21 protein-coding genes and 2 pseudogenes are annotated in these 24934 nt (G+C 74.0%); 15 read left to right on the top strand and 8 right to left on the bottom strand.

Annotation, left to right across the window (positions count from 1 at the left end; all coding sequences use genetic code 11):
* The first annotated feature begins 9 nt into the window (after window positions 1-9).
* The 4 genes from AB0K09_RS03805 to AB0K09_RS03790 are packed head-to-tail and all read left to right on the top strand — an operon-like array spanning window position 10 to window position 4537.
* Entirely contained in the window at window positions 10-2004 is a 1995-nt protein-coding gene (locus tag AB0K09_RS03805; protein WP_366063632.1) for a biotin carboxylase N-terminal domain-containing protein, read from the top strand.
* Window positions 2001-3158, top strand: coding sequence for an acyl-CoA dehydrogenase family protein (locus AB0K09_RS03800; protein WP_366063631.1), 1158 nt, complete (start codon window positions 2001-2003; stop codon window positions 3156-3158). The genes AB0K09_RS03805 and AB0K09_RS03800 overlap by 4 nt, the downstream gene beginning before the upstream one ends.
* A gap of 21 nt (window positions 3159-3179) precedes the next feature.
* Window positions 3180-3917: an enoyl-CoA hydratase family protein gene (locus tag AB0K09_RS03795; protein ID WP_366063630.1), complete on the top strand. Its 738-nt coding sequence runs from the start codon at window positions 3180-3182 to the stop codon at window positions 3915-3917.
* Window positions 3905-4537: a TetR family transcriptional regulator gene (locus AB0K09_RS03790; RefSeq protein WP_366063629.1), complete on the top strand. Its 633-nt coding sequence runs from the start codon at window positions 3905-3907 to the stop codon at window positions 4535-4537. The genes AB0K09_RS03795 and AB0K09_RS03790 overlap by 13 nt, the downstream gene beginning before the upstream one ends.
* Window positions 4538-4714: 177 nt before the next feature.
* Here AB0K09_RS03790 and AB0K09_RS03785 read toward each other — a convergent pair whose 3' ends face one another.
* Entirely contained in the window at window positions 4715-5824 is a 1110-nt protein-coding gene (locus tag AB0K09_RS03785; RefSeq protein WP_366063628.1) for a citrate synthase 2, read from the bottom strand.
* Between the two features lie 351 nt (window positions 5825-6175).
* Between AB0K09_RS03785 and pdxH the strand changes: the two genes are divergently transcribed.
* Window positions 6176-6865: a pyridoxamine 5'-phosphate oxidase gene (gene pdxH, locus AB0K09_RS03780; protein ID WP_366063627.1), complete on the top strand. Its 690-nt coding sequence runs from the start codon at window positions 6176-6178 to the stop codon at window positions 6863-6865.
* 374 nt (window positions 6866-7239) lie between these two features.
* Complete coding sequence (locus tag AB0K09_RS03775; RefSeq protein ID WP_366063626.1) at window positions 7240-8613, top strand: PAS domain-containing protein; 1374 nt, start codon at window positions 7240-7242, stop codon at window positions 8611-8613.
* Window positions 8614-9106: 493 nt separating this feature from the next.
* Here AB0K09_RS03775 and AB0K09_RS03770 read toward each other — a convergent pair whose 3' ends face one another.
* A complete protein-coding gene (locus AB0K09_RS03770) occupies window positions 9107-9865 on the bottom strand; it encodes an SIS domain-containing protein (RefSeq protein WP_366063625.1) in 759 nt (252 codons plus the stop codon).
* A 161-nt stretch (window positions 9866-10026) separates the two neighbouring features.
* On the opposite strand from AB0K09_RS03770, the gene AB0K09_RS03765 reads away from it, so the two are divergent.
* The 3 genes from AB0K09_RS03765 (at window position 10027) to AB0K09_RS03755 (ending at window position 13799) form a co-directional block, all read left to right on the top strand.
* Complete coding sequence (locus AB0K09_RS03765; RefSeq protein WP_366063624.1) at window positions 10027-10719, top strand: metal-dependent transcriptional regulator; 693 nt, start codon at window positions 10027-10029, stop codon at window positions 10717-10719.
* 566 nt (window positions 10720-11285) lie between these two features.
* Window positions 11286-12158, top strand: a complete 873-nt coding sequence (locus tag AB0K09_RS03760; RefSeq protein WP_366063647.1) for an alpha/beta hydrolase — start codon at window positions 11286-11288, stop codon at window positions 12156-12158.
* 201 nt (window positions 12159-12359) lie between these two features.
* Window positions 12360-13799 carry an FAD-dependent monooxygenase gene (locus tag AB0K09_RS03755; RefSeq protein WP_366063622.1) on the top strand — a complete coding sequence of 480 codons (1440 nt, stop codon included), beginning with the start codon at window positions 12360-12362 and terminating at the stop codon, window positions 13797-13799.
* 25 nt (window positions 13800-13824) lie between these two features.
* Here AB0K09_RS03755 and AB0K09_RS03750 read toward each other — a convergent pair whose 3' ends face one another.
* The 3 genes from AB0K09_RS03750 to AB0K09_RS03740 form a co-directional block, all read right to left on the bottom strand.
* The gene (locus AB0K09_RS03750; protein WP_366063620.1) at window positions 13825-15447 is read right to left on the bottom strand and encodes a transporter; all 1623 of its coding nucleotides are present in this window, start codon (window positions 15445-15447) and stop codon (window positions 13825-13827) included.
* On the bottom strand, window positions 15444-16250 hold the full coding sequence (locus tag AB0K09_RS03745; protein WP_366063618.1) for an ABC transporter ATP-binding protein: 807 nt from the start codon (window positions 16248-16250) through the stop codon (window positions 15444-15446). The genes AB0K09_RS03750 and AB0K09_RS03745 overlap by 4 nt, the downstream gene beginning before the upstream one ends.
* A gap of 170 nt (window positions 16251-16420) precedes the next feature.
* Window positions 16421-17101 (bottom strand): bifunctional DNA primase/polymerase, encoded by a 681-nt coding sequence (locus tag AB0K09_RS03740; RefSeq protein WP_366063617.1) that lies wholly within the window; start codon window positions 17099-17101, stop codon window positions 16421-16423.
* A gap of 350 nt (window positions 17102-17451) precedes the next feature.
* Here AB0K09_RS03740 and AB0K09_RS03735 point away from each other — a divergent pair, with 350 nt between their 5' ends.
* The 4 genes from AB0K09_RS03735 to purU all read left to right on the top strand — a co-directional run bounded on the left by AB0K09_RS03735 (window position 17452) and on the right by purU (window position 21640).
* The gene (locus tag AB0K09_RS03735) at window positions 17452-18840 is read left to right on the top strand and encodes a transcriptional regulator (RefSeq protein WP_366063616.1); all 1389 of its coding nucleotides are present in this window, start codon (window positions 17452-17454) and stop codon (window positions 18838-18840) included.
* Between the two features lie 121 nt (window positions 18841-18961).
* A complete protein-coding gene (locus tag AB0K09_RS03730; RefSeq protein ID WP_366063615.1) occupies window positions 18962-20227 on the top strand; it encodes a hypothetical protein in 1266 nt (421 codons plus the stop codon).
* Window positions 20228-20317: 90 nt separating this feature from the next.
* Entirely contained in the window at window positions 20318-20752 is a 435-nt protein-coding gene (locus AB0K09_RS03725; RefSeq protein WP_366063614.1) for a hypothetical protein, read from the top strand.
* Between the two features lie 21 nt (window positions 20753-20773).
* Complete coding sequence (purU, locus tag AB0K09_RS03720) at window positions 20774-21640, top strand: formyltetrahydrofolate deformylase (RefSeq protein WP_366063613.1); 867 nt, start codon at window positions 20774-20776, stop codon at window positions 21638-21640.
* 3 nt (window positions 21641-21643) lie between these two features.
* Here purU and AB0K09_RS03715 read toward each other — a convergent pair whose 3' ends face one another.
* Entirely contained in the window at window positions 21644-22909 is a 1266-nt protein-coding gene (locus tag AB0K09_RS03715; protein WP_366063612.1) for a zf-HC2 domain-containing protein, read from the bottom strand.
* Window positions 22906-23448 carry a sigma-70 family RNA polymerase sigma factor gene (locus tag AB0K09_RS03710; protein ID WP_366063611.1) on the bottom strand — a complete coding sequence of 181 codons (543 nt, stop codon included), beginning with the start codon at window positions 23446-23448 and terminating at the stop codon, window positions 22906-22908. The genes AB0K09_RS03715 and AB0K09_RS03710 overlap by 4 nt, the downstream gene beginning before the upstream one ends.
* Window positions 23449-23856: 408 nt before the next feature.
* Here AB0K09_RS03710 and AB0K09_RS03705 point away from each other — a divergent pair, with 408 nt between their 5' ends.
* Window positions 23857-24234: an STAS domain-containing protein gene (locus tag AB0K09_RS03705; RefSeq protein ID WP_366063610.1), complete on the top strand. Its 378-nt coding sequence runs from the start codon at window positions 23857-23859 to the stop codon at window positions 24232-24234.
* Window positions 24235-24248: 14 nt separating this feature from the next.
* Here AB0K09_RS03705 and AB0K09_RS03700 read toward each other — a convergent pair.
* Window positions 24249-24839 (bottom strand): annotated as a pseudogene (locus AB0K09_RS03700) (ATP-binding protein); the annotation flags it as partial.
* Between the two features lie 14 nt (window positions 24840-24853).
* Between AB0K09_RS03700 and AB0K09_RS03695 the strand changes: the two are divergent.
* Window positions 24854-24934: pseudogene (locus AB0K09_RS03695) on the top strand (hypothetical protein); the annotation flags it as partial.

Here is a 24934-nt window from a genome sequence, read left to right as displayed (position 1 = left end):
GCTGTGATCGTGATCCGTTCCGTGCTGGTCGCCAACCGCGGTGAGATCGCCTGCCGCGTCTTCCGCACCTGCCGGGAGCTCGGCATCGCCACCGTCGCCGTCCACTCGGACGCCGACGCCGGAGCACTGCATGTGCGCGAGGCCGACGCCGCCGTGCGGCTGCCCGGCGTCGCGCCCGCCGACACCTATCTGCGGGCCGACGCGCTCGTACGGGCCGCCCTCGCGGCCGGCGCCGACGCCGTGCACCCCGGGTACGGCTTCCTCGCCGAGAGCGCCGGTTTCGCGCGGGCCGTGCTGGACGCCGGGCTGGTGTGGATCGGTCCGCCGCCGGACGCGATCGCGACCATGGCCTCCAAGACGCGTGCCAAACGGATCGCCACGGACGCGGGTGTGCCGGTGCTGGAGCCGCTGGATCCCGCACGGGTGGGCCCCGGCGACCTGCCCGTCCTCGTCAAGGCGGCGGCCGGCGGCGGCGGACGCGGCATGCGGGTCGTCCGCGACCTCGCGCTGCTGGGCGGCGAGGTGGCGTCCGCCCGGGCGGAGGCCGAGGCCGCCTTCGGGGACGGTGACGTCTTCGTCGAACCCTTCGTGGAGGGCGGCCGGCATGTGGAGGTCCAGGTGCTCGCCGACGCGCACGGCGAGGTCTGGGCGCTGGGCACGCGCGACTGCTCGCTCCAGCGGCGCCACCAGAAGGTCGTGGAGGAGGCACCCGCGCCCGGCCTCACGGAGAGCGTGCGGGACGCGCTGTGCGCCTGGGCCGTCGCGGTCGCCCGGGCCGTCGGCTACGTGGGCGCGGGGACGGTCGAGTTCCTGCTGGCGGACGGCCGTCCGTACTTCCTGGAGATGAACACCCGGCTCCAGGTCGAGCACCCGGTGACCGAGGCGGTGTACGGCGGGCTGGACCTGGTGGCGCTGCAACTGCGTGTCGCGGAGGGCGCGCGACTGGCCGGACAGCCGCGGCCGGTCGCGGCCGGGCACGCCGTGGAGGCACGGCTGTACGCGGAGGACCCGGGCCGGGACTGGGCGGCGCAGACGGGGACGCTCCACCGGCTGGCCGTACCGGGGAACGTCCGGGTGGACGCCGGGTACGCGGACGGTGATTCCGTCGGTCCGCACTACGACGCGCTCCTCGCCAAGGTCGTCGCCTGGGCCCCCACGCGCGCCGAGGCCGTGCGCCGGCTCGCGCACGCGCTGGAGCGCGCGGAGATCCACGGACCGTGCACCAACCGGGACCTGTGCGTGGCCGCGCTGCGGCATCCCGAGTTCGCCGACGGCATCCCCGACACCGGCTTCCTCGACCGCCGCCTCGCCGGGCTCACCGCGCCGCAGGACGCCCGCCTCGGCGCGCTGGCGGCCGCCCTCGCCGACGCGGCGGCACACGGGCACCGCCTCGGCGCCTGGCGCAACGTGCCGTCGCAGGCGCAGACCAAGCGGTACCGCTCCGAGCCGGACGGCACCGAGCACGAGATCCGGTACCGCCGCACGCGGGACGGCCTGGTCCCCGAGGACTGCCCCGGCGTACGGGTGCTCCACGCCGGAGCCGACCGCGTCGTCCTCGACGTCGGCGGGGTCGCCCGGACGCTGCCCGTCGCCTCCTACGGCACCCGCCTGCACGCCGGCCCGTACGCCCTGACCGCCCTGCCCCGGTTCCCCGACCCCGCCGACCGGCCCCCGGAGCCCGGGGCACTGCTCGCACCCATGCCCGGCACCGTCGTGCGCGTCGCGGACGGGGTCGGGCCCGGGGCGGACGTACGGGCCGGACAGCCGCTGCTGTGGCTGGAGGCCATGAAGATGGAGCACCGCGTGGTCGCGCCCACCGATGGCACGGTCAGCGCGCTGCACGTCGCCGCCGGCCGGCAGGTCGAGGCCGGGGCCCTGCTCGCCGTCGTGACCGCAGCCGGAACCGGTGCCGGAACCGATGCCGAAGCCAGTGCCGGAACCGATGCCGACACCGCTGCCGGCGCCGATGCCCGTGCCGCCACCGAGAAGGAGATCAGCCCATGAGCCTGGTCGAGTCCGGCGAACACCGGGCCCTGCGCGCGGCCGTCGCCGCCCTGGCCGCCCGGTACGGGCGCGCGTACATGGCCGCCGCCGTGCGCGACGGTACGCATGCGCGGGAGCTGTGGGCGGAGGCCGGCAAGCTGGGCTACCTCGGCGTGAACCTGCCCGCGGAGTACGGCGGGGGAGGGGCCGGCATCACCGAGCTCACCCTCGTCCTGGAGGAGCTGGGCGCCGCCGGCTGCCCGCTGCTCATGATGGTTGTCTCGCCCGCCATCTGCGGCACGGTCATCGCCCGTTTCGGCACCGAGGAGCAGAGGCGCGCCTGGCTGCCCGGACTCTGCTCCGGCTCCCTCGTCATGGCCTTCGGCATCACCGAACCCGAGGCCGGATCCAACTCCCACCGTCTGACCACGACCGCCCGGCGGGAGGGCGGCCAGTGGGTGCTGAACGGGCGCAAGGTCTTCATCTCCGGCGTCGACGCCGCCGACGCCACGCTGATCGTCGGACGCACCGAGGACGCCCGCACCGGCACCCTCAAGCCCTGCCTGTTCATCGTCCCGCGCGACGCCCCCGGGTTCACGCGGCGGCCCATCCCCATGGAAGTCGCCTCGCCGGAGAAGCAGTTCGAGCTGGTGCTGGACGATGTGCGGCTGCCCGGTGACGCCCTGGTCGGTGACGAGGACGCCGGACTGCTGCAACTGTTCGCCGGGCTGAACCCCGAGCGCATCATGACCGCCGCCTTCGCCGTCGGCATGGGCCGCCACGCCCTCGGACGGGCCGTCGACTACGCCCGCACCCGGCGGGTGTGGCGGGAGCCTATCGGCGCCCACCAGGCGATCGCGCATCCGCTCGCGCAGGCGCACATCGAGATCGAGCTGGCCCGGCTGATGATGTACAAGGCCGCGCAGCTGTACGACGCCGGTGACGACGCGGGTGCCGGGGAGGCCGCCAACATGGCCAAGTACGCGGCCGCGGAAGCCGCCGTGCGCGCTGTCGACCAGGCCGTGCACACCCTCGGCGGCAACGGGCTGACCACGGAGTACGGCCTGGCCGCGATGATCACGGCGACCCGGGTCACGCGCGTGGCACCGGTCAGCCGCGAGATGATCCTCAACTACGTGTCGCACCAGACGCTGGGGCTTCCCAAGTCGTACTGACGGAGAACTAGGACGTGGCCCATGCTGATCCGCCGCTCCCACGAAGACGGCGTCACCACCCTGACCCTCGACTCGCCGCACAACCGCAACGCCCTCTCCGCCGCTCTCGTCGGCGAACTCCACGACGCGCTCGGTGACGCGGTGCGGGACGCCGGGACGCGGGCCGTCGTGCTGACGCACACCGGCAACACGTTCTGCGCAGGCGCCGATCTGCGCGATCGCAGGCCGACCGGACCGGACGACCTCGTGCGGCTGCTCCGCACCATCCTGGAACTGCCCAAACCGGTCGTCGCCCGGGTCGCCGGACACGTCCGGGCCGGCGGGCTCGGGCTGCTCGGGGCCTGCGACATCGCGGTCGCGGGGGAGGACGCCTCGTTCGCCTTCACCGAGGCGCGCATCGGGCTCGCCCCCGCCGTCATATCCCTGCCGCTGCTGCCGCGCATCGACGCCCGCGCGGCAGCCCGGTACTACCTGACGGGTGAACGGTTCGACGCGCGGGAAGCGGCCCGCATCGGGCTGATCAGCGCGGCGGCCGAGGACCCCGGCAAGGCCCTGGAACCGGTGCTCGACGGACTGCGGCGCGGCTCCCCGCAGGGCCTCGCCGAGTCCAAGCGCCTGGTGACGGCCGGGGTGCTGCGCGCCTTCGACCGGGACGCCGACGACCTCGCCGCGTTGTCCGCCCGGCTCTTCGCCTCCGCCGAGGCCCGCGAGGGCATGACGGCCTTCCTGGAACGGCGGGACCCGGCATGGGCACGGTGACCGCCAGGAGCCCCAAGCAGGACCGCAGCAGAGCGACCCGGCAGCGCTTGCTGGACGCCGCCATCGCCTGCCTCGCGGAGCACGGCTGGGCCGGGTCGACCGTGGCGGTCGTCGCCGAACGGGCCGGTGTCTCCCGCGGTGCCGCCCAGCACCACTTCCGCACCCGGGAAGACCTCTTCACCGCCGCCGTGGAGTTCGTCGCGGAGGAACGGACGGCGGCGCTGCGCGCCACGCTCGCGGCGGCCGCCCTCATCGTCGGCCCGGCCCGCCGCTACGCGGTGGTCGCACAGCTGGCCGAGCTGTACACCGGCCCGCTCTTCCGCGCCGCGGTGCAGCTGTGGGCGGCCGCCGCGCACGAGGACCAACTGCGGCCCCGGGTGACCGCCCTGGAGGTCCGGCTCGGCCGGGAGACGCATCGCATGGCCGTCGAGCTGCTGGGCGCGGACGAACGCCGCCCCGGCGTCCGCGAGGCCGTCCAGGGCATCCTCGACATGGCCCGCGGCCTCGGGCTCGCCGACCTGCTGACCGACGACTCCGCGCGGCGCGCACGGGTGGTCGCGCAGTGGGCCCGGATGCTGGACGACGTGCTCGACAGTGAGCCGTTGGACAGGGGCCGCTGAGGGGAGGCGAACCATGAAGTTCGCGCCGCCGGGGCGGTTCTGCGAACGGGTCGACGTTCGCATCCCGGAGCGGTGTTGACGCGGCGGAGGCGCGCGGGGTACCGGTCGGACCCGAACAGGCCGACGCACGCGTCCCCGCCGGTCCTGCCCGGCGGGGACGCGTCACGCCCTGTGCCCTCAGGCCTTGACGCCCGAGGTGTCCTCGTAGCCCTCGACCTCGCGCGGGCTGCGCGGGCCCGGGCCCACGTAGCGGGCCGACGGGCGGACGAGGCGGCCCGTGCGCTTCTGCTCCAGGATGTGGGCGCTCCAGCCGGCCGTACGGGCGCAGGTGAACATCGAGGTGAACATGTGCGCCGGCACCTCGGCGAAGTCCAGGACGATGGCCGCCCAGAACTCCACGTTCGTCGCCAGGACGCGGTCCGGGCGGCGGTTGTGCAGCTCCTCCAGCGCGGCCTTCTCCAGCGCCTCGGCGACCTCGAAGCGCGGGGCGCCGAGCTCCTTGGCCGTGCGGCGCAGCACGCGGGCGCGCGGGTCCTCGGCACGGTAGACGCGGTGGCCGAAGCCCATCAGGCGCTCGCCCTTGTCCAGCGCGCCCTTGACGTACGCCATGGCGTCGCCGGTGCGCTCGATCTCCTCGATCATGCCGAGGACGCGGGACGGCGCGCCGCCGTGCAGCGGGCCGGACATGGCGCCGACCGCGCCGGAGAGGGCGGCGGCCACGTCGGCGCCGGTGGAGGCGATGACGCGGGCGGTGAAGGTGGAGGCGTTCATGCCGTGCTCGGCGGCCGAGGTCCAGTAGGCGTCGACGGCCTTGACGTGGCGGGGGTCGGGCTCGCCGCGCCAGCGCTTCATGAAGCGCTCGACCACGGTCTCCGCCTTGTCGATCTCGCGCTGCGGCACCATCGGCAGGCCCTGGCCGCGCGCCGACTGGGCGACGTACGACAGGGCCATGACGGCGGCGCGGGCGAGGTTGTCGCGGGCGGTGGCCTCGTCGATGTCCAGCAGCGGCTTCAGGCCCCAGACCGGGGCGAGCATCGCGAGCGCGGACTGGACGTCGACGCGGATGTCACCCGAGTGGACCGGGATCGGGAAGGGCTCGGCGGGCGGCAGCCCCGGGTTGAACGAGCCGTCGACGAGCAGTCCCCAGACGTTCCCGAAGGAGACGTTGCCGACCAGGTCCTCGATGTCGACGCCTCGGTAGCGGAGCGAGCCGCCTTCCTTGTCGGGTTCGGCGATCTCCGTTTCGAACGCGACGACTCCCTCGAGTCCGGGTACGAAGTCGGACATCAGGCGGCTCCTCATGATGTGTGCGACAAGCGACTGCTGACCGTGCCGGGATCTCCGGCCGGGCAAAAGACGTCGGCTGCGGTGTCTGTTCCTTCGTCGCCGAACCGGTTACGCGTCCACCTGAGCGGTTCGCGGTCCGTTTCGGTCAACCCGGTCATGCCCCGTGGGCGGGTACTTCACCCGGTTCTTCACCCGCCCTCCGCAGGATGCCGGAGTCGGCCCGGGCCGGACACGATAGCCGGTACTGTCCGATGGCCACAGCTGTCCACCCGTGATTTTGGTGGGTCCCCCTCATGCGAGGGAAGGTGATGTGCGGCACACAGCGGCGGACGGGGGCGTCCGTCCTGCAAGATGAGGGCCGTGTCCCACGCCGACGATCTCGACCCCGCCACCATGCGTGCCCAGTACCGCTCCGAAGGGCTGACGGAACGGGAACTGGCCGACAGTCCGTACGAGCAGTTCGCGCGGTGGTTCGCGCAGACGACCGCCAGCGGGCTCCTGGAACCCAACGCCATGATCGTCTCGACCGCCGACGCGGCCGGCCGGCCCAGCTCGCGGACCGTGCTCATGAAGGGCTTCGACGAGCAGGGCTTCGTCTTCTTCACGAACTACGGCTCCCGCAAGGCCGGGGAGATCGCCGCGAATCCCTACGTGTCGCTGCTGTTCCCCTGGCACTCGCTGGCCCGCCAGGTCATCGTCACCGGGACGGCCGAGCGGGTGAGCCGCGAGGAGACGGCCGCGTACTTCCACTCGCGGCCGCACGGCTCGCAGATCGGCGCCTGGGCCAGCGCGCAGTCCTCGGTGGTCTCCTCGCGGGCCGAGATCGACGCGGCCTACGAACGGCTGGCCGCCCGCTACCCGGAGGGCGAGCCCGTGCCGCTGCCCCCGCAGTGGGGCGGCTTCCGTGTGGCGGCGGAGACCGTGGAGTTCTGGCAGGGCCGCGAGAACCGCTTGCACGACCGGCTGCGGTACGTGCGGGAAGAGGCGGAGAAGAAGGCGGAAGGGGCGGCCGGCTGGCGCGTGGAGCGGCTCTGCCCGTAGCGCCGGGCGGAGGACCCCCGAACGCAGACGATCCGTGGGCCGGTGACCGCCGCGCCTGAGCGGCGCGGCGGTGCCAAGCCGGACGGACTTGGCGGCCCACGGATCGGGTGACTGCATGGGATTGGCCGGCGGCGCCGGCACCGCGTACTACGCGACAACGGGCGCTAGCCCGCAGTCACCTCACGCGTCCGGAAAGAAATCATGTCCCGAACCACCTCCCTTCTCGTGTGCCCCACAGCCTAGGAACCGGCTTTCGCCGCGACAACCGAATTTCCGGTGGCCCGATTTCGCGGAAGACGGCGCGGTGCCGGGCGTGGTCGAGTTGAATGACCCGTCGTGCAGGACATGCAGACGCGTCCAGCAGGGGGTATCCCGTGACCGCTCCACACCACTCAGGGCCGGCCGCGGCGGCCTCCGACAGCGACGACCACGATCTGCTGGCGGCGCTCCTCGACGGCATGGACGCCGCGTTGTGCGCCTTCGACGCGGACGGCACCGTCACCCACTGGAACCGCGAGGCCGAGCGGATACTCGGCTGGTCCGCCGAGGAGGCCGTCGGCCGTCGCGGGCTCGCCGGCTGGGCCGTGCGGGAGGCGGACGCCGAGGAGGTCACCGGCCGGCTGCTGGGCGTGATGAAGTCACCGGGCCGGCAGGTCGACGAGTTCGCGCTGCTGACGAAGGACGGCGGGCGGGTCCTCGTACGCGTCCAGTCCTCCGCCGTGCCCGGCGCGGACGGCAGACCCGCCGGCGTCTACTGCGCCTTCAGCGAGGTCCACACCCAGCTCGACCTGGAGCGGTCCGTCGCGCTCAGCGAGGCGCTCTTCGGCGACGCGTCGTGGGGCGTGGTGCTGGTCGACGCGGACCTGCGCCCCGCCCTCGCCAACGCGCACGCCGCGCGGGCCCTGCGCAGCAGCCGCACGGCACTGCTGGGACGGCCGCTCGGCGATCTGCTCGACCAGGGCGTGGAGGAGGTCGAGACCGCCCTGCAGCACGTCCTGGCGGCCGGCGCGCCGCCCGCGCCCACCGAGCTGTGGGTATCCGTCCGGGGCGCCGGGGGCGGCGGCAACGACCGGCCGGAACGGCGCTGCTGGCGCAGCGGTTTCGTGCGGCTGTCCAGCCCGCTCGTCGAGGAGCCCGTGCCGCTGGGCGTCGCCTGGCTCTTCCTCGACGTCACGAAGTCGCGGCTGGCCGAACAGGAGAACGCGCGGCTGCGCTTCCGCACCAGCCAGTTGCACCGGGCGGGGCGGGCGGTCGCCGAGTGCGAGGACCCGATGGAGGCCGCCGCGCTCTACATGGACTTCGCGCTGGCCGGCTTCGCCGACCACGCGCTGATCGACCTGCTCACCGACCCGCGGCCGGCCCCGGACGCGCCGATCCGCCTGGTCCGCGCCGCGGTGACGCCGGCCGGCCCGCCGGGCCAGTGCCCGGTCGCCGGCGGCGGGCTTCCCGTGCCGTACCGGGAGGGCCACCCGGCGCTCCAGGCCGTGGAGCGGTGCGGCTCCGTACGGGCCGCCTCCGACCGCTCGCGCGACTGGGCGGCGGCCCGCAAGTGGCCCGACGGCACCCAGCACGCCCTCTCCACCGCCCTCCGCAGCCGCGGGCGCACCCTCGGCGCCCTCACCTTCCTCCGCGGCCCCTCCCGCCGCCCCTTCGACCGCGCGGACGCGACATACGCGGAAGACATCGCGGGCCGCGTGGCGGCCTCCCTCGACCTGGCCGACCGGGGCACGGCCCGGCACCCGCTGTAAGCGGCGACCCCCACGGCCCCCGGTCCGGTCCGGGTTCTCTTCTGTCCATTCCGCCGGGCCCTCGCCGTCCCGGCCGGTCGCCGTTGCGGCGGGAAGAGGGTGGGGATCGGTGATCCCCCACGGCCCCCGGGCCGGTCCAGGTTCTCTTCTCCGCCGGGGTGGTACGGGCTGAGGTGGTGTCCATTCCGCCGGGCCCTCGCCGTTTCGGCCGGTCGCCGTTGCGGCGGGAAGAGGGTGGGGATCGGTGATCCCCCGCGGCCCCCGGGCCGGTCCGGGTTCTCTTCTCCGCCGCGACGCCGAGCAGCCAGGACGTTCGTGTCCGGCGGTGCCGAACCGGCCTGACGGCCGGGGTGGTACGGGCTGAGGTGGTGTCCCTTCCGCCGGACCCTCGCCGTCCCGGCCGGTCGCCGTTGCGGCGGGGAGGGGGTGGGGGATCGGTGATCCCCCACGGCCCCCGGGGCCCGGGCCGAAACTGGGCAGCCGGCCGCACGGCCTAGCGGTGGCGGAAGAAGATGCGGTCCGCGTACGCGTCCAGGATCTGGCCGTTCCATTCGTGGCCGCCGTCCACGTTGCCGGAGCGGAGCATCGGAGGGGTGTGGCCGCGGTCGGCGAGTTCGCCGGCGGCCGTGGCGACGACGGCCTGGAGGAGGGCGGTGGCCACGACCGTGGACGCCGGGCCGAACGGGGCGTCGACGCCCTCCGCACGGAGCTCCGCGTCCCCCACCGCGATCTTGGTGTCGAGGACGAGGTCGCAGTGGTCCTTCAGGAACGTTCCGGACGCGTGCCGCGATTTCGTCTCCTCCGCGTAGGCGAGCGACGTCACACCGATGACCTTCAGCCCGAGCGCGCGGGCGTTCACGGCCATCTCCACGGGCAGGGAATTGCGCCCGGACAGCGACACGACGATCAGTACGTCGCCGGCCCGTGCCGGGCTGCTGTCGAGGACGGCGCCGGCGAGCCCGTCCACGCGCTCCAGCGCGCTGCCGAGCGTGGCCGGCACCACGTCGACGCCGACGGCGCCCGGCACGGCCAGGAGGTTCATGAGCGCGAGGCCGCCGGCTCGGTAGACCACGTCCTGGGCGGCGATCGCGGAGTGGCCGGCACCGAAGACGAAGAGCCGGCCGCCGGCCACGACGGCGTCGGCGAGCAGGGAGCCGGCGGCGGCGATGCGGCCGGCCTCCTCGTCGCGCACGCGCCGCAGCAGCGCGACCGCGGCGTCGAAGAACTGGCCGGCCAGCTCGTTCTCGCTCATCGCTGCGCAGCTCCTTTCGCGTCGGCGCGCCGATCACGTTGCGGGCTGGACCGGGGCCCTGTCAATACGACGGGCCCGGCTGAGGCGTCCACGACCCCCTTGTCGGTGCGATGCGTCAGAATTGGTGAGAGGGCCAGCGCACGACTTATCGAGGGGCACGCATGTCCGGACTGATCGACACCACGGAGATGTATCTCCGCACCATCCTTGAGCTGGAAGAGGAAGGTGTGGTCCCCATGCGCGCCCGCATCGCCGAGCGGCTCGACCAGAGCGGCCCCACTGTGAGCCAGACCGTGGCCCGCATGGAGCGGGACGGCCTGGTCACCGTCGCCGGCGACCGGCATCTGGAGCTCACCGAGGAGGGCCGCCAGCTGGCGACCCGCGTCATGCGCAAGCACCGGCTGGCCGAGTGCCTGCTGGTCGACGTGATCGGCCTGGAGTGGGAGCAGGTGCACGCCGAGGCCTGCCGCTGGGAGCACGTGATGAGCGAGGCCGTGGAGCGCCGCGTGCTGGAGCTGCTGCGCCACCCGACGGAGTCCCCGTACGGCAACCCCATCCCGGGCCTGGACGAGCTGGGCGAGAAGGCCGAGCCCGACCCGTTCCTCAACGACGGCATGGTCAGCCTCATGGACCTCGAGTCCGGCACCGAGGGCAAGACCGTGGTCGTCCGCCGTATCGGCGAGCCCATCCAGACCGACGCCCAGCTGATGTACACCCTGCGCCGCGCGGGAGTGCAGCCCGGTGCCGTGGTCAGTGTGACGGAGTCGCCCGGTGGGGTGATGGTGGGCAGCAGTGGCGAGGCCGCCGAGCTCCCGTCCGAGATCGCGGCGCACGTCTTCGTCGCCAAGCGCTGACCAGCGCCGTTGCGCGCCACCGCGTACGTATTCCGTACGTAGGGACGATACGCACGGCCGCCGGACGGGCGGCCCGCCCGGCGGGTCGCCGCCCTCCGCTTCCCGGTGGTGTCGGCTATGGTCAACGCCCTTGATTCCGGGCGGGAATCGCCGGAATCGGCGCGCATGCGCCCGCGGCATGCCACGCTGGCGCTGAGGCATATGCGCGTACGCCGCGACCTGGGGAGGGGGCATGCGCATGAGGGCAGTGGGCCGCACGTCCGCCCTGTCGCACCCCTGTGCCCTCCACGACGGCAAAGGGCCCCGGCTCCCGCACGGGCAGCCGGGGCCCCACCTCCCCGTTTTCCCCCGTGGCGACCCGGAGCCCCGAGCTCTCAGGGTGCGCCGCGCGGACCTTCTTCCCCGAGCGGTCCGCGCCCAGGTCGATTTCTCCCCTTGTCGACGCTGGCCAATCCTGTGGCCAGGTCACTCGAACGAGGGGTGTTGTGCGTCGGAGCCATGCGCTCGAATGCGAGTTCCATAGGGTTGGAGAGCTGCTCGGGGGAGAAGTGGGGGTGCCAGGACTCATGGTGCGGCGCATCGATGTGAACGGGAGCGGCGGCGTGCGTCTCGCCGCCTGGGAGTTCGCCGACCCGCCCCAGAAGGGCGACAGCCCGGTCGCCGAGGCCGGAGGCGGCGGTGTCCTGCTGCTGCACGGACTGCTGGGCCGGGCCGCGCACTGGGCGGAGACGGCCCGCTGGCTCTCGCCCCGCTATCGCGCCATCGCCCTCGACCAGCGCGGGCACGGCCGCAGTGAGAAGCCGGTCAGCGGCCCCTATGTCCTCGATGCCTATGTGGCCGATGCCGAGGCCGTCATCGAGCAGCTCGGCCTCGCGCCCGTCACCCTCATCGGGCACGCGATGGGCGCGCTCACGGCCTGGCAGCTGGCCGCCCGCCGGCCGGACCTGGTCCGGGCGCTGGTCATCCTCGACATGCGGGCCTCCGCCCTCGGCGCGGCCACCCAGCGGCAGTGGACGGAGTGGTTCAGGTCCTGGCCGGTGCCCTTCGCCACGCTGGCCGATGTGCGCCGCTGGTTCGCCGAGGAGGATCCGACGCTGGAGCGTCCCGCCCCGGCCCGGGGCGACTTCTACGCCGAGGTGATGGCCGAGCGGGCCGACGGCTGGCGTCCGCTGTTCTTCCGCCGCCAGATGCTGCTGGCCCGTGAGGCCTACGCGCACGACGCGCACTGGGAGGAGCTGGCGCTGGTCGAGTGCCCGACGCTCGTCGTGCGGGGGCTCGACGGCGCGCTGGGCCGGGCGGAGGCCCAGGAGATGGTCCGCGTCCTGCCCCGCGGACACTACGCCGAGATCCCGGACGCCGGGCATCTCGTCCACTACGAGCAGCCCGACGGCTGGCGCCGGGTCGCCGAGCCCTTTCTGGAGGCGGCGGTCCCCGCCTGAGCGCTCCGCCGGGAGTCCGCCACGTCACCCTGCGGGTGCGTGGTGGCTGGTCGCGCGGTTTCCCGCGCCCCTTCGCGGCCCCCCGGACCATCTCGGGCGCATTAATTCAACGAGCGTTGACATAAGGCGCCGCCGGGTGTGCACTGGAAGGGAGGCGGTACAGCGGACACGCCTCTGAGCGACGCACCCCCGGGAGCTGTCATGTCACCCCGAACCGATCCCCCGTTCGACGCGGATGTGCTGGTCGTCGGAGCCGGCCCGACCGGGCTGCTGCTCGCGGGAGATCTCGCCGCCGCCGGTGTGCGGGTCGTCCTGCTGGAGCGCCGCGACCAGGAGTCCAACCTCACCCGCGCCTTCGCCGTGCACGCCCGCACGCTCGAGGTGCTCGACATCCGCTCGCTCGCCGAGCGGCTGCTCGCCACCGGCGACTTCCTCTCCGGCATCCGCTTCTTCGGCCCCACCCGGGCCGATCTGACGGCGCTTCCCAGCCGTTTCGCCGGTGTCCTGATGACCCCCCAGTACGAGACCGAGCGGCTGCTGGAGGAGCGCGCCGTCGAGCACGGCGCGGAGATCCGGCGCGGCGCCCGGGTGACCGGCGTGCGCCAGGACGCGGACGGCGTCACCCTGGACGTCGGGCCCGCCGAGGGGGACGGCGGCCCCCTCGCCCTGCGCGCCCGGTACGCCGTCGGCGCGGACGGCGTGCACAGCGCCGTCCGGCAGGCGCTCGGCATGCCCTTCCCCGGCCGGTCCGTGCTGCGCTCGGTCATGCTCGCCGATGTGCGGATGGACACCGCGCCCGGTGAGGTGCCCGCCTTCCGGGGTGTCGCCGAGGGTTTCGCGTTCGTCGCCTCCTTCGGCGACGGCTGGTACCGGGTCATCGCCTGGGAGCGCGGCAGCGACCTGCCCGCCGACGCCCCCGTCGACATGGACAGCCTGCGCGCCGTCACCCGGGCCGCCTTCGGCACGGACTTCGGCATGCGGGACGCCCGCTGGACCTCCCGCTTCCACAGCGACGAGCGCCAGGTGCCCCGCTACCGCGACGGCCGCGTCTTCCTCGCGGGTGACGCCGCCCACGTCCACTCGCCCGCCGGCGGCATGGGCATGAACACCGGGATGCAGGACGCCGCCAACCTCGGCTGGAAGCTCGCCGCCGTCGTCAAGGGCCAGGCCGACGACGGCCTGCTCGACAGCTACCACGACGAGCGCCATCCCGTCGGCAGGCTCGTGCTGCGCGCCAGCGGCGGCCTGGTGCGCGCGGCCCTGGCCAACTCCCGTGCCACCCGCGGTCTGCGCAACGCGGCCATCCTCGGCGCCTACCTCACGCCCTTCGCCGTGCGCCGTGCCGCCCTCTTCGTCTCCGGGCTCGGCATCCACTACCCGGCGCCGCCCGGCTCGCACCCCCTCGTCGGCCACCGGGCGCCCGACCTGCCGCTCGCCGAGCGCGACGGCGCCCCGGCCCGGCTGTACGAGGCGCTCCGCGCCGGCACGTACGTACGCGTCCTGCCGCGCGGCGCCAACGCCCCGGCGGCGACGGGGAAGTTCCCCGTCATCACCGTCACCCGTGCCGACGCGAGCGGGACGAGTCTGCTGGTGCGGCCCGACGCGTACGTGGAGCAGGCCGCGGAGATGTCGCCCGGGTGAGCCCGGCCGGACACCCCCGGGGCCCTCAGCCCTTGGTGACCGCCGCCAGGATCTCCGGCAGGCGCCGCGCCACCTGCGGGGCCGCGAACCGCAGGCCGCACCGGGCGGCCAGCAGGCCGTAGCCGGCGCCGGCGGGCACGAGGGCCCACAGCAGGGCCGGCGAGTCCATCGAGTGCAGCCAGAGCGCCAGTCCGAGGAAGGGCAGGCACAGGGCCGCGCTCACCAGCGCGCCGAGCAGCATGCTCATCCAGGCGATGCCGGCCTGCCCGGGCGCGACGTTCTTGAACGCGCCCTCCTGCGGGATCGAGTACGGGTACCGCACCGACGCCGTCGCGCCCGTCGCGAACAGCGCGCCCACCACGGCCAGGCACAGCCCCCAGACCATCGGCATGCTCCGCCAGTCGCCCGTCAGCCCGGCCGTGACGAACACGACCAGCGTGACGTACGGGACGGCGATCAGTGCGATGGCCAGCGCGCGGGCGCGCAGTTCGGCGTACGCGTCGCGCGGCGAGGCGATCGTCTGGAGCACCATCCAGAACGCCGATCCGTCCTGGCCGAACTGGTTGGACATCTGCATGCCCAGCATGAAGGCCGCGAGGAAGGAGTAGTAGATGCTGCCGTTGCCCTGCGCGGCGTTGACGACCGGGATCACCAGGCCCATGAGCAGCGCGGACGTCCAGCCCATCTTCATCTTGGGGTCACGGGCCATGTAGCGCAGGGAGCGCTGCATGACCGTGCCGGTCCGGCCGCCGGGCAGCAGCGCGGCCGCCCCGGAACCCGGCCGCGCCTTCCGGCCGGTGGTCCGCTTCGGGTCGGCGGCGCCGATCGTGGAGGCGTCCGCCGACGTCATCGACGTGGCCAGGACGCGCTGCCACCACCACAGCACCGCGGCCAGCGCCACGGCGGTCAGGGCCAGGTCGAGCGCCGCCCGTCCGTACGCGCCCTCGCTCGCCGCGCGGACCGCGTCCAGCGCCGAGCCCGGCGGCACCCAGCGCGCCACGTCCGCCATGGGCTCCAGCCGGGCCAGCCCGTGGGTGGTGTCCAGCTTGTTCATGGCGAGGCTGACGAACTGCATCCCGACGGCCACGATCAGGCCGCTCAGCAGGGCCAGTTCGCGGCCCTTGCGGCTGGTCAGCAGCCGGACGTTGGCGGTCGCGACCGCTCGTGCCAGCGCCAGGCACAGCAGCAGGGCCAGCAGCGCGGCCGGCACGCCGACGACGAACGCGACGGCGTTGTGCGCGGTGGCGATGACGGAGCCGATGAACATGATCAGGGTGAAGCCGGGGCCGATGCCGACCACCGAGGCCGCCAGCAGCGCCACCACGAGCGGACCGGGCCGCAGCGGCAGCATCACCAGCTTGGTGGTGTCCAGGGTCTCGTCGCCGCCGGAGAAGAAGAGCGGTACGACCGCCCAGCCGAGCGCCAGCACGGCCGCGAGCGGCACGGTCAGGGCGGCGGCGTGCGCGTCGCCGCGCAGCAGGACCAGTCCGAGCAGCTGGAGCGCCGCGAAGAGCGCGGTGAGGACCAGCGAGGTGATGTAGACGGCCTTGCGGCCGGAGGACTTGAGCAGGCCGTTGCGCAGCAGAGCCAGCTTGATCCGGACGAGCGTGGAGAGGAGGACGGGGGTCGTGGCGGTGGGGGTGCTCATCGCGCGCTGCCGCCCAGCCAGTCGAGGTTCTCGTCCGTGCCCCGCGCCCGCGCGCCGACCAGTTCGAGGAAGGAGTCCTGGAGGGTCGGCGCGGAACCGCGCACCTCGGCGAGCGGACCCTGGGCGCGGATGCGGCCCGCCGCCATGACCGCGACCCAGGAGCAGAGGGATTCCACCAGCTCCATCACATGGCTGGAGAAGATCACGGTGGCGCCCGAGGCGGTGTAGCGCTCCAGCACCGTGCGGATCGTCTGTGCGGACACCGGGTCGACACCCTCGAACGGCTCGTCGAGGAAGAGGACTTCGGGGTTGTGCAGCAGCGCGGCGGCCAGACCGATCTTCTTGCGCATGCCGGTGGAGTAGTCGATCACCAGCTTGTGCTGGGCGCCGGCGAGGTCGAGTACGTCGAGGAGCTGGGTGGCCCGCTTGTCGACCTCGTCGCCGGGCAGACCGCGCAGCCGGCCGGTGTAGGCGAGCAGTTCGCGGCCGGACAGCCGCTCGAACATCCGCAGGCCCTCGGGCAGGACGCCGATCCGGGCCTTCACCGCCGCCGGGTCCTGCCAGACGTCGTGCCCCGCGATCTCCACCCGGCCGGCGTCCGGCCGGAGCAGCCCGGTGACCATGGAGAGCGTCGTCGTCTTCCCCGCGCCGTTCGGGCCGACCAGGCCGACGAACCGGCCGGCGGGTATCTCCAGGTCGATCCCCGCGACCGCCACCTGCCGGCCGAAGCTCTTCCAGAGTCCTTCGATCCGCACGGCGGCGGACCTGCCCTGCTCCGCCGCGGGCGCCGCTTCCTGTTCCACTTGCTTTCCTCGTTCCCCGTGTGGGTGTGGTGCTGTGGGGAACGCGCGTCCGGCCGGACGGCCGTTGGGCCCGCCCCCGGTCTCAGGCTAAGGGCGGGCCGGAGCGGGGGCAGCTGACAAATGTCAGCGATCGGGGGCGGGCACAGAAGGAGGAGGGCACCCGGCGGATTTCAGCGGCAGCGCGCGTCGGCCGCCTCGCGGCCGCAGGCGTACGCGAGGGCGCTGACGAGCTCCTCGGCGTCCGGCAGCCAGCGGTTGGCCGCCGTCGGCTGGCGGGCCCACTGCACGGGGCCGCGGTTGCCGACGCGGGTCGGCGGCGCCACCACGTAGTCGCCCTCGCCCCGCGGGATCAGGTCCAGCGAGGCGGGCGACCAGCCGAGCTTGCGCGCCGCGTCGGCCACCTTGAGGGCGCCGCCCGGCAGTACGAAGAACAGCATCCGGCGGAAGGGCGTGCAGGTGATCGGCCCGAGCTGGATCTCCATCCGCTCCATCCGGGCCAGCGCCAGGAAGCCGGCCGACTCGGAGACGTCCAGCGCGTCGAAGGTCCGCCCCGTGGGCAGCAGCACCGAGGCACGGGGCTGCTTGGCCCAGATCCGGCGCGCGGCCGACGCGCTGCCGGTGGCCTGGGCGGCCCAGTCCGGCCGCGACGGGTGCGCCCCCGGCGCGGGGCAGTCGAGCTCGCCGCACGAGCAGCGCTCGCGGCCGCTGTCGGCCTCCAGCCAGGTGCCGGCGAATACGTCCCAGTGCCGCTCTTCCGCGTACCGCACGGCCGCGTCGAGCACGCGCTCGCGTTCACCGCGCTGTTGGGGAATGTGCGGGGCTCCTACTCCGATGGTCTCTTCCACGTCCATCACAACTTCCCTCGTCACCGGGGGTTACGGCTCTGGGCCGGGCTTGTCCGCCTCGTCCCCCTCCGGGTGGTGACAGCACATGGGGCGCACGGATGCATGTACGGGGGCGCAGGCGGGGGTTCGCCGCCGCGAAGGGGTAGCCACTGCGGGGCACCTCGGATCCCACGGGGCCTCTCGCGTCATTCACAGCAATTCCGGCAAGTCCCGCATTCTCCGGATATTCAGGGGGCAAAGATCACGGGTGAAGGCGTTCACAGCCGTCTTGGCCGTCTCAGTCGCTCCGCCTCGCGCGGTCCACGTCGTGATCGCGTTCGGCATTGCGAACGCATAGCAGTCTCAGGGGGTACACCATGGCCGCACGGCCACTCGTCGCCCGGCAGCCGAACGAACGGCTGCAGGCGCTGATCCAGGAGGCCGGCTGTTCCAACGCCGGTCTGGCGCGCCGCGTCAACATGTGCGGCGCCGAGCACGGTCTCGATCTGCGGTACGACAAGACGTCCGTGGCGCGCTGGCTGCGCGGGCAGCAGCCGAGGGGGCGGGCGCCGGCCGTCATCGCCGAGGCGCTCGGGCGCAAGCTCGGCCGCACCGTCACGATCGACGAGATCGGCATGGCCAACGGGAAGAACCTCGCGTCCGGCGTCGGACTGCAGTTCTCTCCCACTGTTCTGGGGGCTATCGAGCAGGTTTGCGAGCTGTGGCGCAGTGACGTCGGACGGCGGGACTTCCTGAGCGGAACGTCCGTCGCGTCGTCCGCCCTTGTCGAACCGAGCCGGGACTGGCTGATCACCGCCGCCGATCCGCAGGTCGCGCGCAGCGCGGGCGCCCGGGTCGGGGTGTCCGACGTCGAGGCGGTGCGGGCCACCACCGAGGCGCTCGTCGAGCTCGACCACCGGTACGGCAGCGGGCATGTACGCCCCGTCGTCGTCCACTATCTGAACAGCGTCGTCTCCGGTTTGCTGGCGGGCTCGTACCGGGAGGCCGTCGGGCGGGAGCTGTTCGCCGCCGTCGCGCGGCTGACCGAGCTCGCGGGGTACATGGCCGTCGACACCGGGCAGCCCGGGCTCGCCCAGCGCTACTACATCCAGGCGCTGCGGCTCGCCCAGGCCGCGGGGGACCGCGGATACGGGGGGTACGTGCTGGCCGCCAGCATGAGCCACCTCGCCGCCTCCCTCGGCAACCCGCGCGAGATCGCGCAGTTGGCGAAGGCCGCGCAGGAGGGGGCACGGGGGCACGTCACGCCCCGGGCCGAGGCCATGTTCTACGCCGCCGAGGCGCGCGGCCACGCGCTGCTCGGCGACGCGCGCTCCTGCCAGACCGTCGCCGCCAAGGCCGTCTCGCGGCTGGAGGCCGCCGACAACGACACGGACTCGGGCGACGACCCGTCCTGGATCCGCCACTTCGACCAGGCGTACCTCGCCGACGAACTGGCGCACTGCCACCGCGATCTCGGCCAGGCCGAGGCCGCGCGGCGGCACGCGGAGGAGGCCATCGCGGGGCATCCGCGCGGCCGTGTGCGACGGCGGGCGATCGGCATGCTGCTGCTGGCCACGGCCCATGTGCAGCAGCGCGAGATCGAGGAGGCCTGTGTGACGGGCACCCGGGCGCTGGAACTGCTCGGGACGCTGCGGTCGAACCGGGGCGCGGAGTACCTGGAGGACTTCCAGCAGCGGTTGGAGCCGTACCGGGAGGAATCGGTGGTGCGGGAGTTCGGGGCGCGGATGGAGGTCCAGGCGGCGTAACAGTTCCGGGGCGGCCGTGTCACGGCCGCCCCCTCCCCGCCGGGGGGAACGGGCGAACGCGGGAGCGAACCGGTAGCGTGAGCCGCCGGTTTGGTCAGCCCGCACAGCCCTAGGAGTCCCCGTGACGCAGAGCGGACAGGGAAACGAGCCGCAGCCGCGGCCCGCGCACGACGGCGTCGCGCGTTCACCCCTCCCGCCGGAGGTGCCGGGCGGCGACTCCGAGGCCACCCAGTACCTGCCCCCGGTCGGAAACCCGGCCGGCAGCCCGCCCATACCCGGCGCACCCGGGGTGTACGGGGCCTACGGGGCATCCTCCTCCTCCGACGCCACGCAGCTGCTCCCGCCGACCAGGCCCCCCGGCGAGCCCGCGCCCTTCGGCGACGCGGATCCCACGCAGTTCCTGCCGCCGGTGGGCGGAGCCCCGTTCGAGCACAGCGAGCCCACCCAGGTCCTGCCGCCCGTCACCGGGCCGTCCGCCGAGGCCGGGCGCTCCACCCCCGCCGAGTTCGACACGCTGTTCCGCTCCTCCGCCGCCGCGGCCACCCAGCGGTTCTCGCCCCTGCCGCCCCCGCCGGGCGCCGGCCCCGCCCCCACGCCGCCGCACGGCGCGCCGCCCGCCCCCGCCACGGCGCCGCGCCCGGCCGCCGTACCGCCGCACTCGGCGCCGCCCGCCGGCCCGCACGCCGCGCAGTACGCCGCCCCGCCGCCGCCTCCGCCCGCCGCGCGGCGCAGGTTCTCGCCCGCCGTGATCGTCGGTGCGGTCGTCGCCGGCTGCGCCGTCGCCGGGCTCGGCGCCGGCGCGCTGCTCAGCGGCGGGGGCGACAAGAGCGGACCGCAGAACGCCGCCGCGGCCAGCGACGCGCCGGGCGGCGGGACCTCCCAGGACGACGGCGGTGCGAAGGACGGCGGCAAGACGGACAAACCCGCCGATCCCGCCGAGGCGCAGGCCAAGGCGCTCGACGCGCTGCTGAAGGACAGCGGCAGCAGCCGCGGCGCCGTCATCAAGGCCGTGGACGCCACCCGCGCGTGCAAGGACCTCGATAAGTCCGCGACCGATCTGCGGGACGCCGCCGGCCAGCGCAACGGGCTCGTCACGCGACTCCAGCAGACCACCGTCGACAAGCTGCCCTCGTCCACCGAGCTCACCGGAGCGCTGACCAAGGCGTGGCAGGCGTCCGCCTCCGCCGACACGCACTACGCGGCCTGGGCCGACCAGGTGCGCGGCAAGCACGGTTGCGTCAAGGGCCACGCCCGGCCCAGCGGGGACTCGGTGGCCGGCGACCGCGCCAGCGGCGATGCCACCGCTGCCAAGAAGAGGGCGGCCGACCTGTGGGCCCCGATCGCCCAGAAGTACGGACTGCCGAAGCGGGAGTGGACGCAGCTGTGAGCCGCGCCCGGCGGGAACGTACGATCGACTGCTGTGCAAGGTTCGGAGAAGTCTTCCCGCCGCGGCCGCCGCTCGACCACCATGGACGGTATGCCGCTCAATGACATGCCGTGGTGGCGCTGGCGTGCGAATGTGCGCTCCGCGCTGCACATGCTCTCGGACCCGGTCTTCCAGCGAGAGTGCTGGCTCGCCGGCCGTGCGGGGTACGGGGACGTGACCGACGCCGTCTACCGGCTGGTGGAGGACTCCTGGCTGGACAACTGGTCGGCCGAGAAGTACGTCGGCACGGTGTTCCGGGACTCGGGCGAGGCCGCGCTGGTCGACACGGCGGTACTGCGGGTGCTGCGGATCATGCACCAGGTGGGGGCGGACGCGCCGGTGTCGGCGTACCTGGAGCACCACGGCTGGGCCGAGGCCGTGCGGGCGGCACGCGAGGCGCACGTCCGGCTGGCCGTGAACGACGGCGACGATCCGGAGGCCCCGCCGCGCACGCTGGACGTGCTGGAGGCGCTGACCAGGCTCTGAGGTGTGCGACGCTATTGGGCTATGAACGCCTCGCAGCCCTCCGAACAGTACGTCCTCACCCTGTCCTGCCCGGACCGGCGGGGCATCGTGCACGCGGTGTCCAGCTACCTCTTCATGACCGGCTGCAACATCGAGGACAGCCGGCAGTTCGGCGACCAGGACACCGGGCTCTTCTTCATGCGGGTCCACTTCGCGGCGGAGCCGCCGGTGACCGTGGAGAAGCTGCGGGCCAGTTTCGCGGCGGTCGGGGACTCGTTCGGCATGGACTGGCAGATCCACCGGGCCGACGAGCGGATGCGCGTCGTGCTGATGGTGTCGAAGTTCGGGCACTGCCTGAACGACCTGCTGTTCCGCGCGAGCATCGGCGCGCTGCCGGTCGAGATCGCGGCGGTCGTCTCCAACCACACCGACTTCGCCGAGCTCGTCGGGTCGTACGGCGTCCCCTTCCACCACATTCCGGTGACGAAGGAGAACAAGGCCGAGGCGGAGGCCCGGCTCCTGGAGATCGTGCGTTCCGAGAACGTCGAGCTGGTGGTACTCGCCCGTTACATGCAGGTCCTCTCCGATCAGCTGTGCAAGGAGCTGTCGGGCCGGATCATCAACATCCACCACTCCTTCCTGCCGAGCTTCAAGGGCGCGAAGCCGTACCACCAGGCGCACGCGCGCGGTGTGAAGCTGATCGGGGCGACGGCGCACTACGTCACGGCCGACCTCGACGAGGGCCCGATCATCGAGCAGGAGGTCGAGCGCGTGGGGCACGAGGTCACGCCGGAGCAGCTGGTGGCGATCGGGCGGGACGTGGAGTGCCAGGCGCTGGCGCGGGCCGTGAAGTGGCACAGCGAGCACCGCGTTCTTCTGAACGGGACGCGGACCGTCGTGTTCGCGTAGGCGTCACATACGCGACAGCGACGCCGTCGCGTACAGGACGTCCCTCACCGCTTCCTCGTCTCCCTGCCGGCCGGCTGCCGCGTCGTGGGGTGGGACATGACCCGCGGCCAGCCGGCAGAACTCCAGGGCGTCCAGGGCCACATGGGCCACCGTCCTCTCCTCGGTGGCGCGGGCGGCCGGGGAGTCCAGCGGGATGTACCAGTGACCGCCCCCGTTGCCCTCGATCTCCAGGTGGAGGGTGCGCCCCGGCGCGCCCGCGGCGACGAGCGTGGGGGCCGGCGGGGCGAGGCCCGCGCGCCGGCGGGCCGCTATGACCTCGGGCAGGAGCCGGGCCGCCAGGTCGACCATGGGGTGGAGATGGCCGGGCACGGGCGGCGCGTACGGGTAGTCGACGGCCTCCGCGATGTCCTCGGCGTGCGTCCAGCACTCGAAGGCGCGGTCCACGAAGGCGTCGCGCAGGGGAAGCGCGAAGTCCCCGAACTCCTGGGCCCCGTACCCCTGGGCCCCGAACTCCAGGGCCCCGTAGTCCACCGTGGCGCCGGCCACGCCGCCGTCCGCGAAGGACGCCGCGCGGATCAGGGAGCGGCTCTGGCCGCGCCAGGCGCCGCGTATCGCGTCCGGCGGCGGATCACAGGGCGCGGCGGACCAGGCGGCCGCGGTGCGCCCGGCGGGGGCGCGGGGCGCCTCGGCGCCGAGCGGGTCGGGCAGACCGAGGGCGCCGGTGAGCAGTCCGTCGACGGCCGCCAGATGGTTGATCACATCGGCGACCGTCACGTCACGCGCGGCGGGGCGCCGTCCGTCGAACCAGGTGAGCCGGACCGGGGCGCGCCACTCCGCCTCGCCGATGTCGCGCAGGAGGGCGTCCAGCCGGGCGGTCTCGGCCTCGTACGGCGCCGCCCAGTCCGGCACGGGCACCCGGGCGGGGCGCCGGCCGAGCGCGCCGGCGAGCACGCGGGAGCGCAGGGAGGGGTCGAGGTCGAGACTGTCCTCGGGGTGCAGCAGGGCGACCGCCTCGCGCAGCCGGCGGGCCTCGTCGGCGCAGTCGGCGCAGTCGGTCAGATGGGCCTCGACGGCGGCCGTCTCCTCGGCGGAGCAGGCGGACAGCGCCCAGGCGCCCAGCAGCGACTTGAGCACCGGGTGCGGCAGCGGCGGAGCGGACGCGGCCGGCCTGCCGGGGGTCCATCCGGTGTGGTCGTCCGCGGCGGTGCGGGGCGGGGGTATGCGGGGCAGCGCGGTGTCGCCGTGCGGGCGCGGGGCGTCCGGGCTCATCGGGACACCGCGCGCGGCCCGTCGTGGGCGGTGGACAGCAGTTGCAGCCCGAGCCGGAGCCGGCGCCGGGCCTCCTCCTCGGTGACGCCGAGGCGGGCGGCGGTCTGCCGGTAGTCGAGGCGGCGGAAGTAGGCCAGGTCGAGCGCGGCGCGCAGGGGTGCCGGCATGGAGGTGACGATGTAGTCGGCGCGGGCCGCGGCGGACGCGGCGCGGACCTTCTCCTCGACCTCCTCCGGCGTGGACTCGCCGTCGCTCTCCTCGCGCCGCAGCCGGCCGACGGCGTGCCGGTGGGCGAGCCCGGCGAGCCAGGCGCGCAGCGAGCCCTCGTGCGGGTCGTAGGCCTCGGGGTGCTCCCAGACGTAGCCGAAGACGTCACGGGTGACGCGGTCGGCGCCGCGCTCGTCGTCCAGGACGCGGTGGGCGAGGCCGTGCACGAGCGAGGCGAAGCGGTCGTAGAGCTCGCCGAGCGCGGCGGCCTCGCCGTGCGCGAGCCGCTGCTGCATCTTGCGGTCCCACCGGGGTGGTGCGTCCTGCGCCATGCCGGCCCGGCCCCCTCCCGTCCCGTGTGCCCTCAGCCCCTGGCGTACGCACGGCCGTTGGACGGCCGTACGCCCCGAATGTAGTCGCAGGACCGGCCGCCGGCCGTCGGTTCGCGGGGAAGAACCATGAACTCCTGACCGGAAGCGGTCGCCGGTGATATGGGGGCGGTCGCTTTGGGGGGATTTCCCGTCAAGAAAGCCGATCGGTGCTGATCGTCCTTGCTCGAATGTGCCGATGTGTTATGCGGGTGTGACCGGATCCAGGGGAGTCAAGGGCCCGGGCGGGGAATGGGCCAGGCAGCGGCCGGCGTATGCCAGGCGGTGTTTCACGGGGGAGGACCCGGGCAGGTCACACCGCGGAAGGGTCCATTCCGAGCAAGGGAACACCTAGTGAAGGGGCTCGAGCACGTGACGTTGAAGGTGTTGGAGCGCGAGCGGGGGGACTGGGCCGTGCTCCAGGTCTGCGGCGAGATGGATCTGGTGACCGCGCCGGCCGTCCGCCAGCACGTGCACGACGCGGTCGCCGACGGCAGGCGGAGCCTGGTGCTCGACCTCGGCGAGGTACGGTTCTGCGACTCCAGCGGGGTGGGGGTGCTGATCGCCGCCCGGCGGCTGATGCGCTCCTGCCAGGGACGGCTGCGGCTGATCCTGCCCGCGCAGGGGGCCGTGGAGGGCTCCCACGTCAACAGGGTGCTGGCCGCGCTGGGGGTGCGCCGCCTCTTCGAGGTCTACCCGGACCTCGACAGCGCGACGGCGGAGAAGACGGACGGCCGGATGACGGCGTAGCCGCGGCCGCGTGCTCAGCGGCCGTTCTCCCGGGGGAACGCCGCCCGCACCACGAAGCCGCCGTCCTCCGTGGCGTGCGCCTCCAGCGTGCCGCCCAGGCTCTGCGCCCGCTCGCGCAGCCCCACCAGGCCGTGCCCCCCGCCCGGCAGCTCCGGAGCCGGCACGGTCGCGTCCGGCGGCCCGTTGCGGACCTCGACCAGCAGCTGCCCGTCCTCCTCGGCCACGTTCACCCGCACCCGGGCACCGGGCGCGTGCTTGCGCACATTGGTCAGCGCCTCCTGCACCGTGCGGAAGGCGGCCCGCTCCGCGGCCTCCGAACGCTCGCACCCCTCCTCCCGCGGCGCGCTGGTGTCCTCGAAGACGACGTCCAGCGCGCTCAGCTCGACCAGCCGGGGCAGGTCCGCCAGGCGCGGCTGCGGGGTGAGCTCCTCGGTGTCCGCCCCGGCCGCGCGCAGGATGCCGACCATGTGCCGCAGCTCGTCCAGGGTGCGCACCGACAGCTCGCGGATCGTCCGGGCCCCGGCGCGGGCCCGGGTGTCCTCCGTGCTGATCTGCACCGCGCCCGCCTGCAGGCTGATCAGGCTGACCTGGTGGGCGACGACGTCGGCCCTCCTTCGCCGAACGGCTGGAGGGCATCTTCGCGTTCGCCATCTGGGACGTGCGCCGCGAGGAACTGGTGCTGGTGCGCGACCGGCTGGGT

Source organism: Streptomyces sp. NPDC049577 (genome assembly GCF_040675635.1).
GTDB lineage: Bacteria > Actinomycetota > Actinomycetes > Streptomycetales > Streptomycetaceae > Streptomyces.
The sequence above is the reverse complement of the archived record's forward strand: the minus strand, read 5'-3'. Positions and strand labels throughout refer to the sequence as shown.

Excerpts from the sequence above, each read along its gene's own strand:
- AB0K09_RS03800 (WP_366063631.1), top strand. The coding sequence starts at position 2,001 with ATGAGCCTGGTCGAGTCCGGCGAACACCGGGCCCTGCGCGCGGCCGTC.
- AB0K09_RS03715 (WP_366063612.1), bottom strand. The coding sequence starts at position 22,909 with ATGAGCCCGGACGCCCCGCGCCCGCACGGCGACACCGCGCTGCCCCGC.
- AB0K09_RS03765 (WP_366063624.1), top strand. The coding sequence starts at position 10,027 with ATGTCCGGACTGATCGACACCACGGAGATGTATCTCCGCACCATCCTT.
- AB0K09_RS03790 (WP_366063629.1), top strand. The coding sequence starts at position 3,905 with ATGGGCACGGTGACCGCCAGGAGCCCCAAGCAGGACCGCAGCAGAGCG.
- AB0K09_RS03770 (WP_366063625.1), bottom strand. The coding sequence starts at position 9,865 with ATGAGCGAGAACGAGCTGGCCGGCCAGTTCTTCGACGCCGCGGTCGCG.
- AB0K09_RS03710 (WP_366063611.1), bottom strand. The coding sequence starts at position 23,448 with ATGGCGCAGGACGCACCACCCCGGTGGGACCGCAAGATGCAGCAGCGG.
- AB0K09_RS03750 (WP_366063620.1), bottom strand. The coding sequence starts at position 15,447 with ATGAGCACCCCCACCGCCACGACCCCCGTCCTCCTCTCCACGCTCGTC.
- purU (WP_366063613.1), top strand. The coding sequence starts at position 20,774 with ATGAACGCCTCGCAGCCCTCCGAACAGTACGTCCTCACCCTGTCCTGC.
- AB0K09_RS03740 (WP_366063617.1), bottom strand. The coding sequence starts at position 17,101 with ATGGACGTGGAAGAGACCATCGGAGTAGGAGCCCCGCACATTCCCCAA.
- AB0K09_RS03735 (WP_366063616.1), top strand. The coding sequence starts at position 17,452 with ATGGCCGCACGGCCACTCGTCGCCCGGCAGCCGAACGAACGGCTGCAG.
- AB0K09_RS03760 (WP_366063647.1), top strand. The coding sequence starts at position 11,286 with ATGGTGCGGCGCATCGATGTGAACGGGAGCGGCGGCGTGCGTCTCGCC.
- AB0K09_RS03795 (WP_366063630.1), top strand. The coding sequence starts at position 3,180 with ATGCTGATCCGCCGCTCCCACGAAGACGGCGTCACCACCCTGACCCTC.
- AB0K09_RS03785 (WP_366063628.1), bottom strand. The coding sequence starts at position 5,824 with ATGTCCGACTTCGTACCCGGACTCGAGGGAGTCGTCGCGTTCGAAACG.
- pdxH (WP_366063627.1), top strand. The coding sequence starts at position 6,176 with ATGAGGGCCGTGTCCCACGCCGACGATCTCGACCCCGCCACCATGCGT.
- AB0K09_RS03755 (WP_366063622.1), top strand. The coding sequence starts at position 12,360 with ATGTCACCCCGAACCGATCCCCCGTTCGACGCGGATGTGCTGGTCGTC.
- AB0K09_RS03725 (WP_366063614.1), top strand. The coding sequence starts at position 20,318 with ATGCCGCTCAATGACATGCCGTGGTGGCGCTGGCGTGCGAATGTGCGC.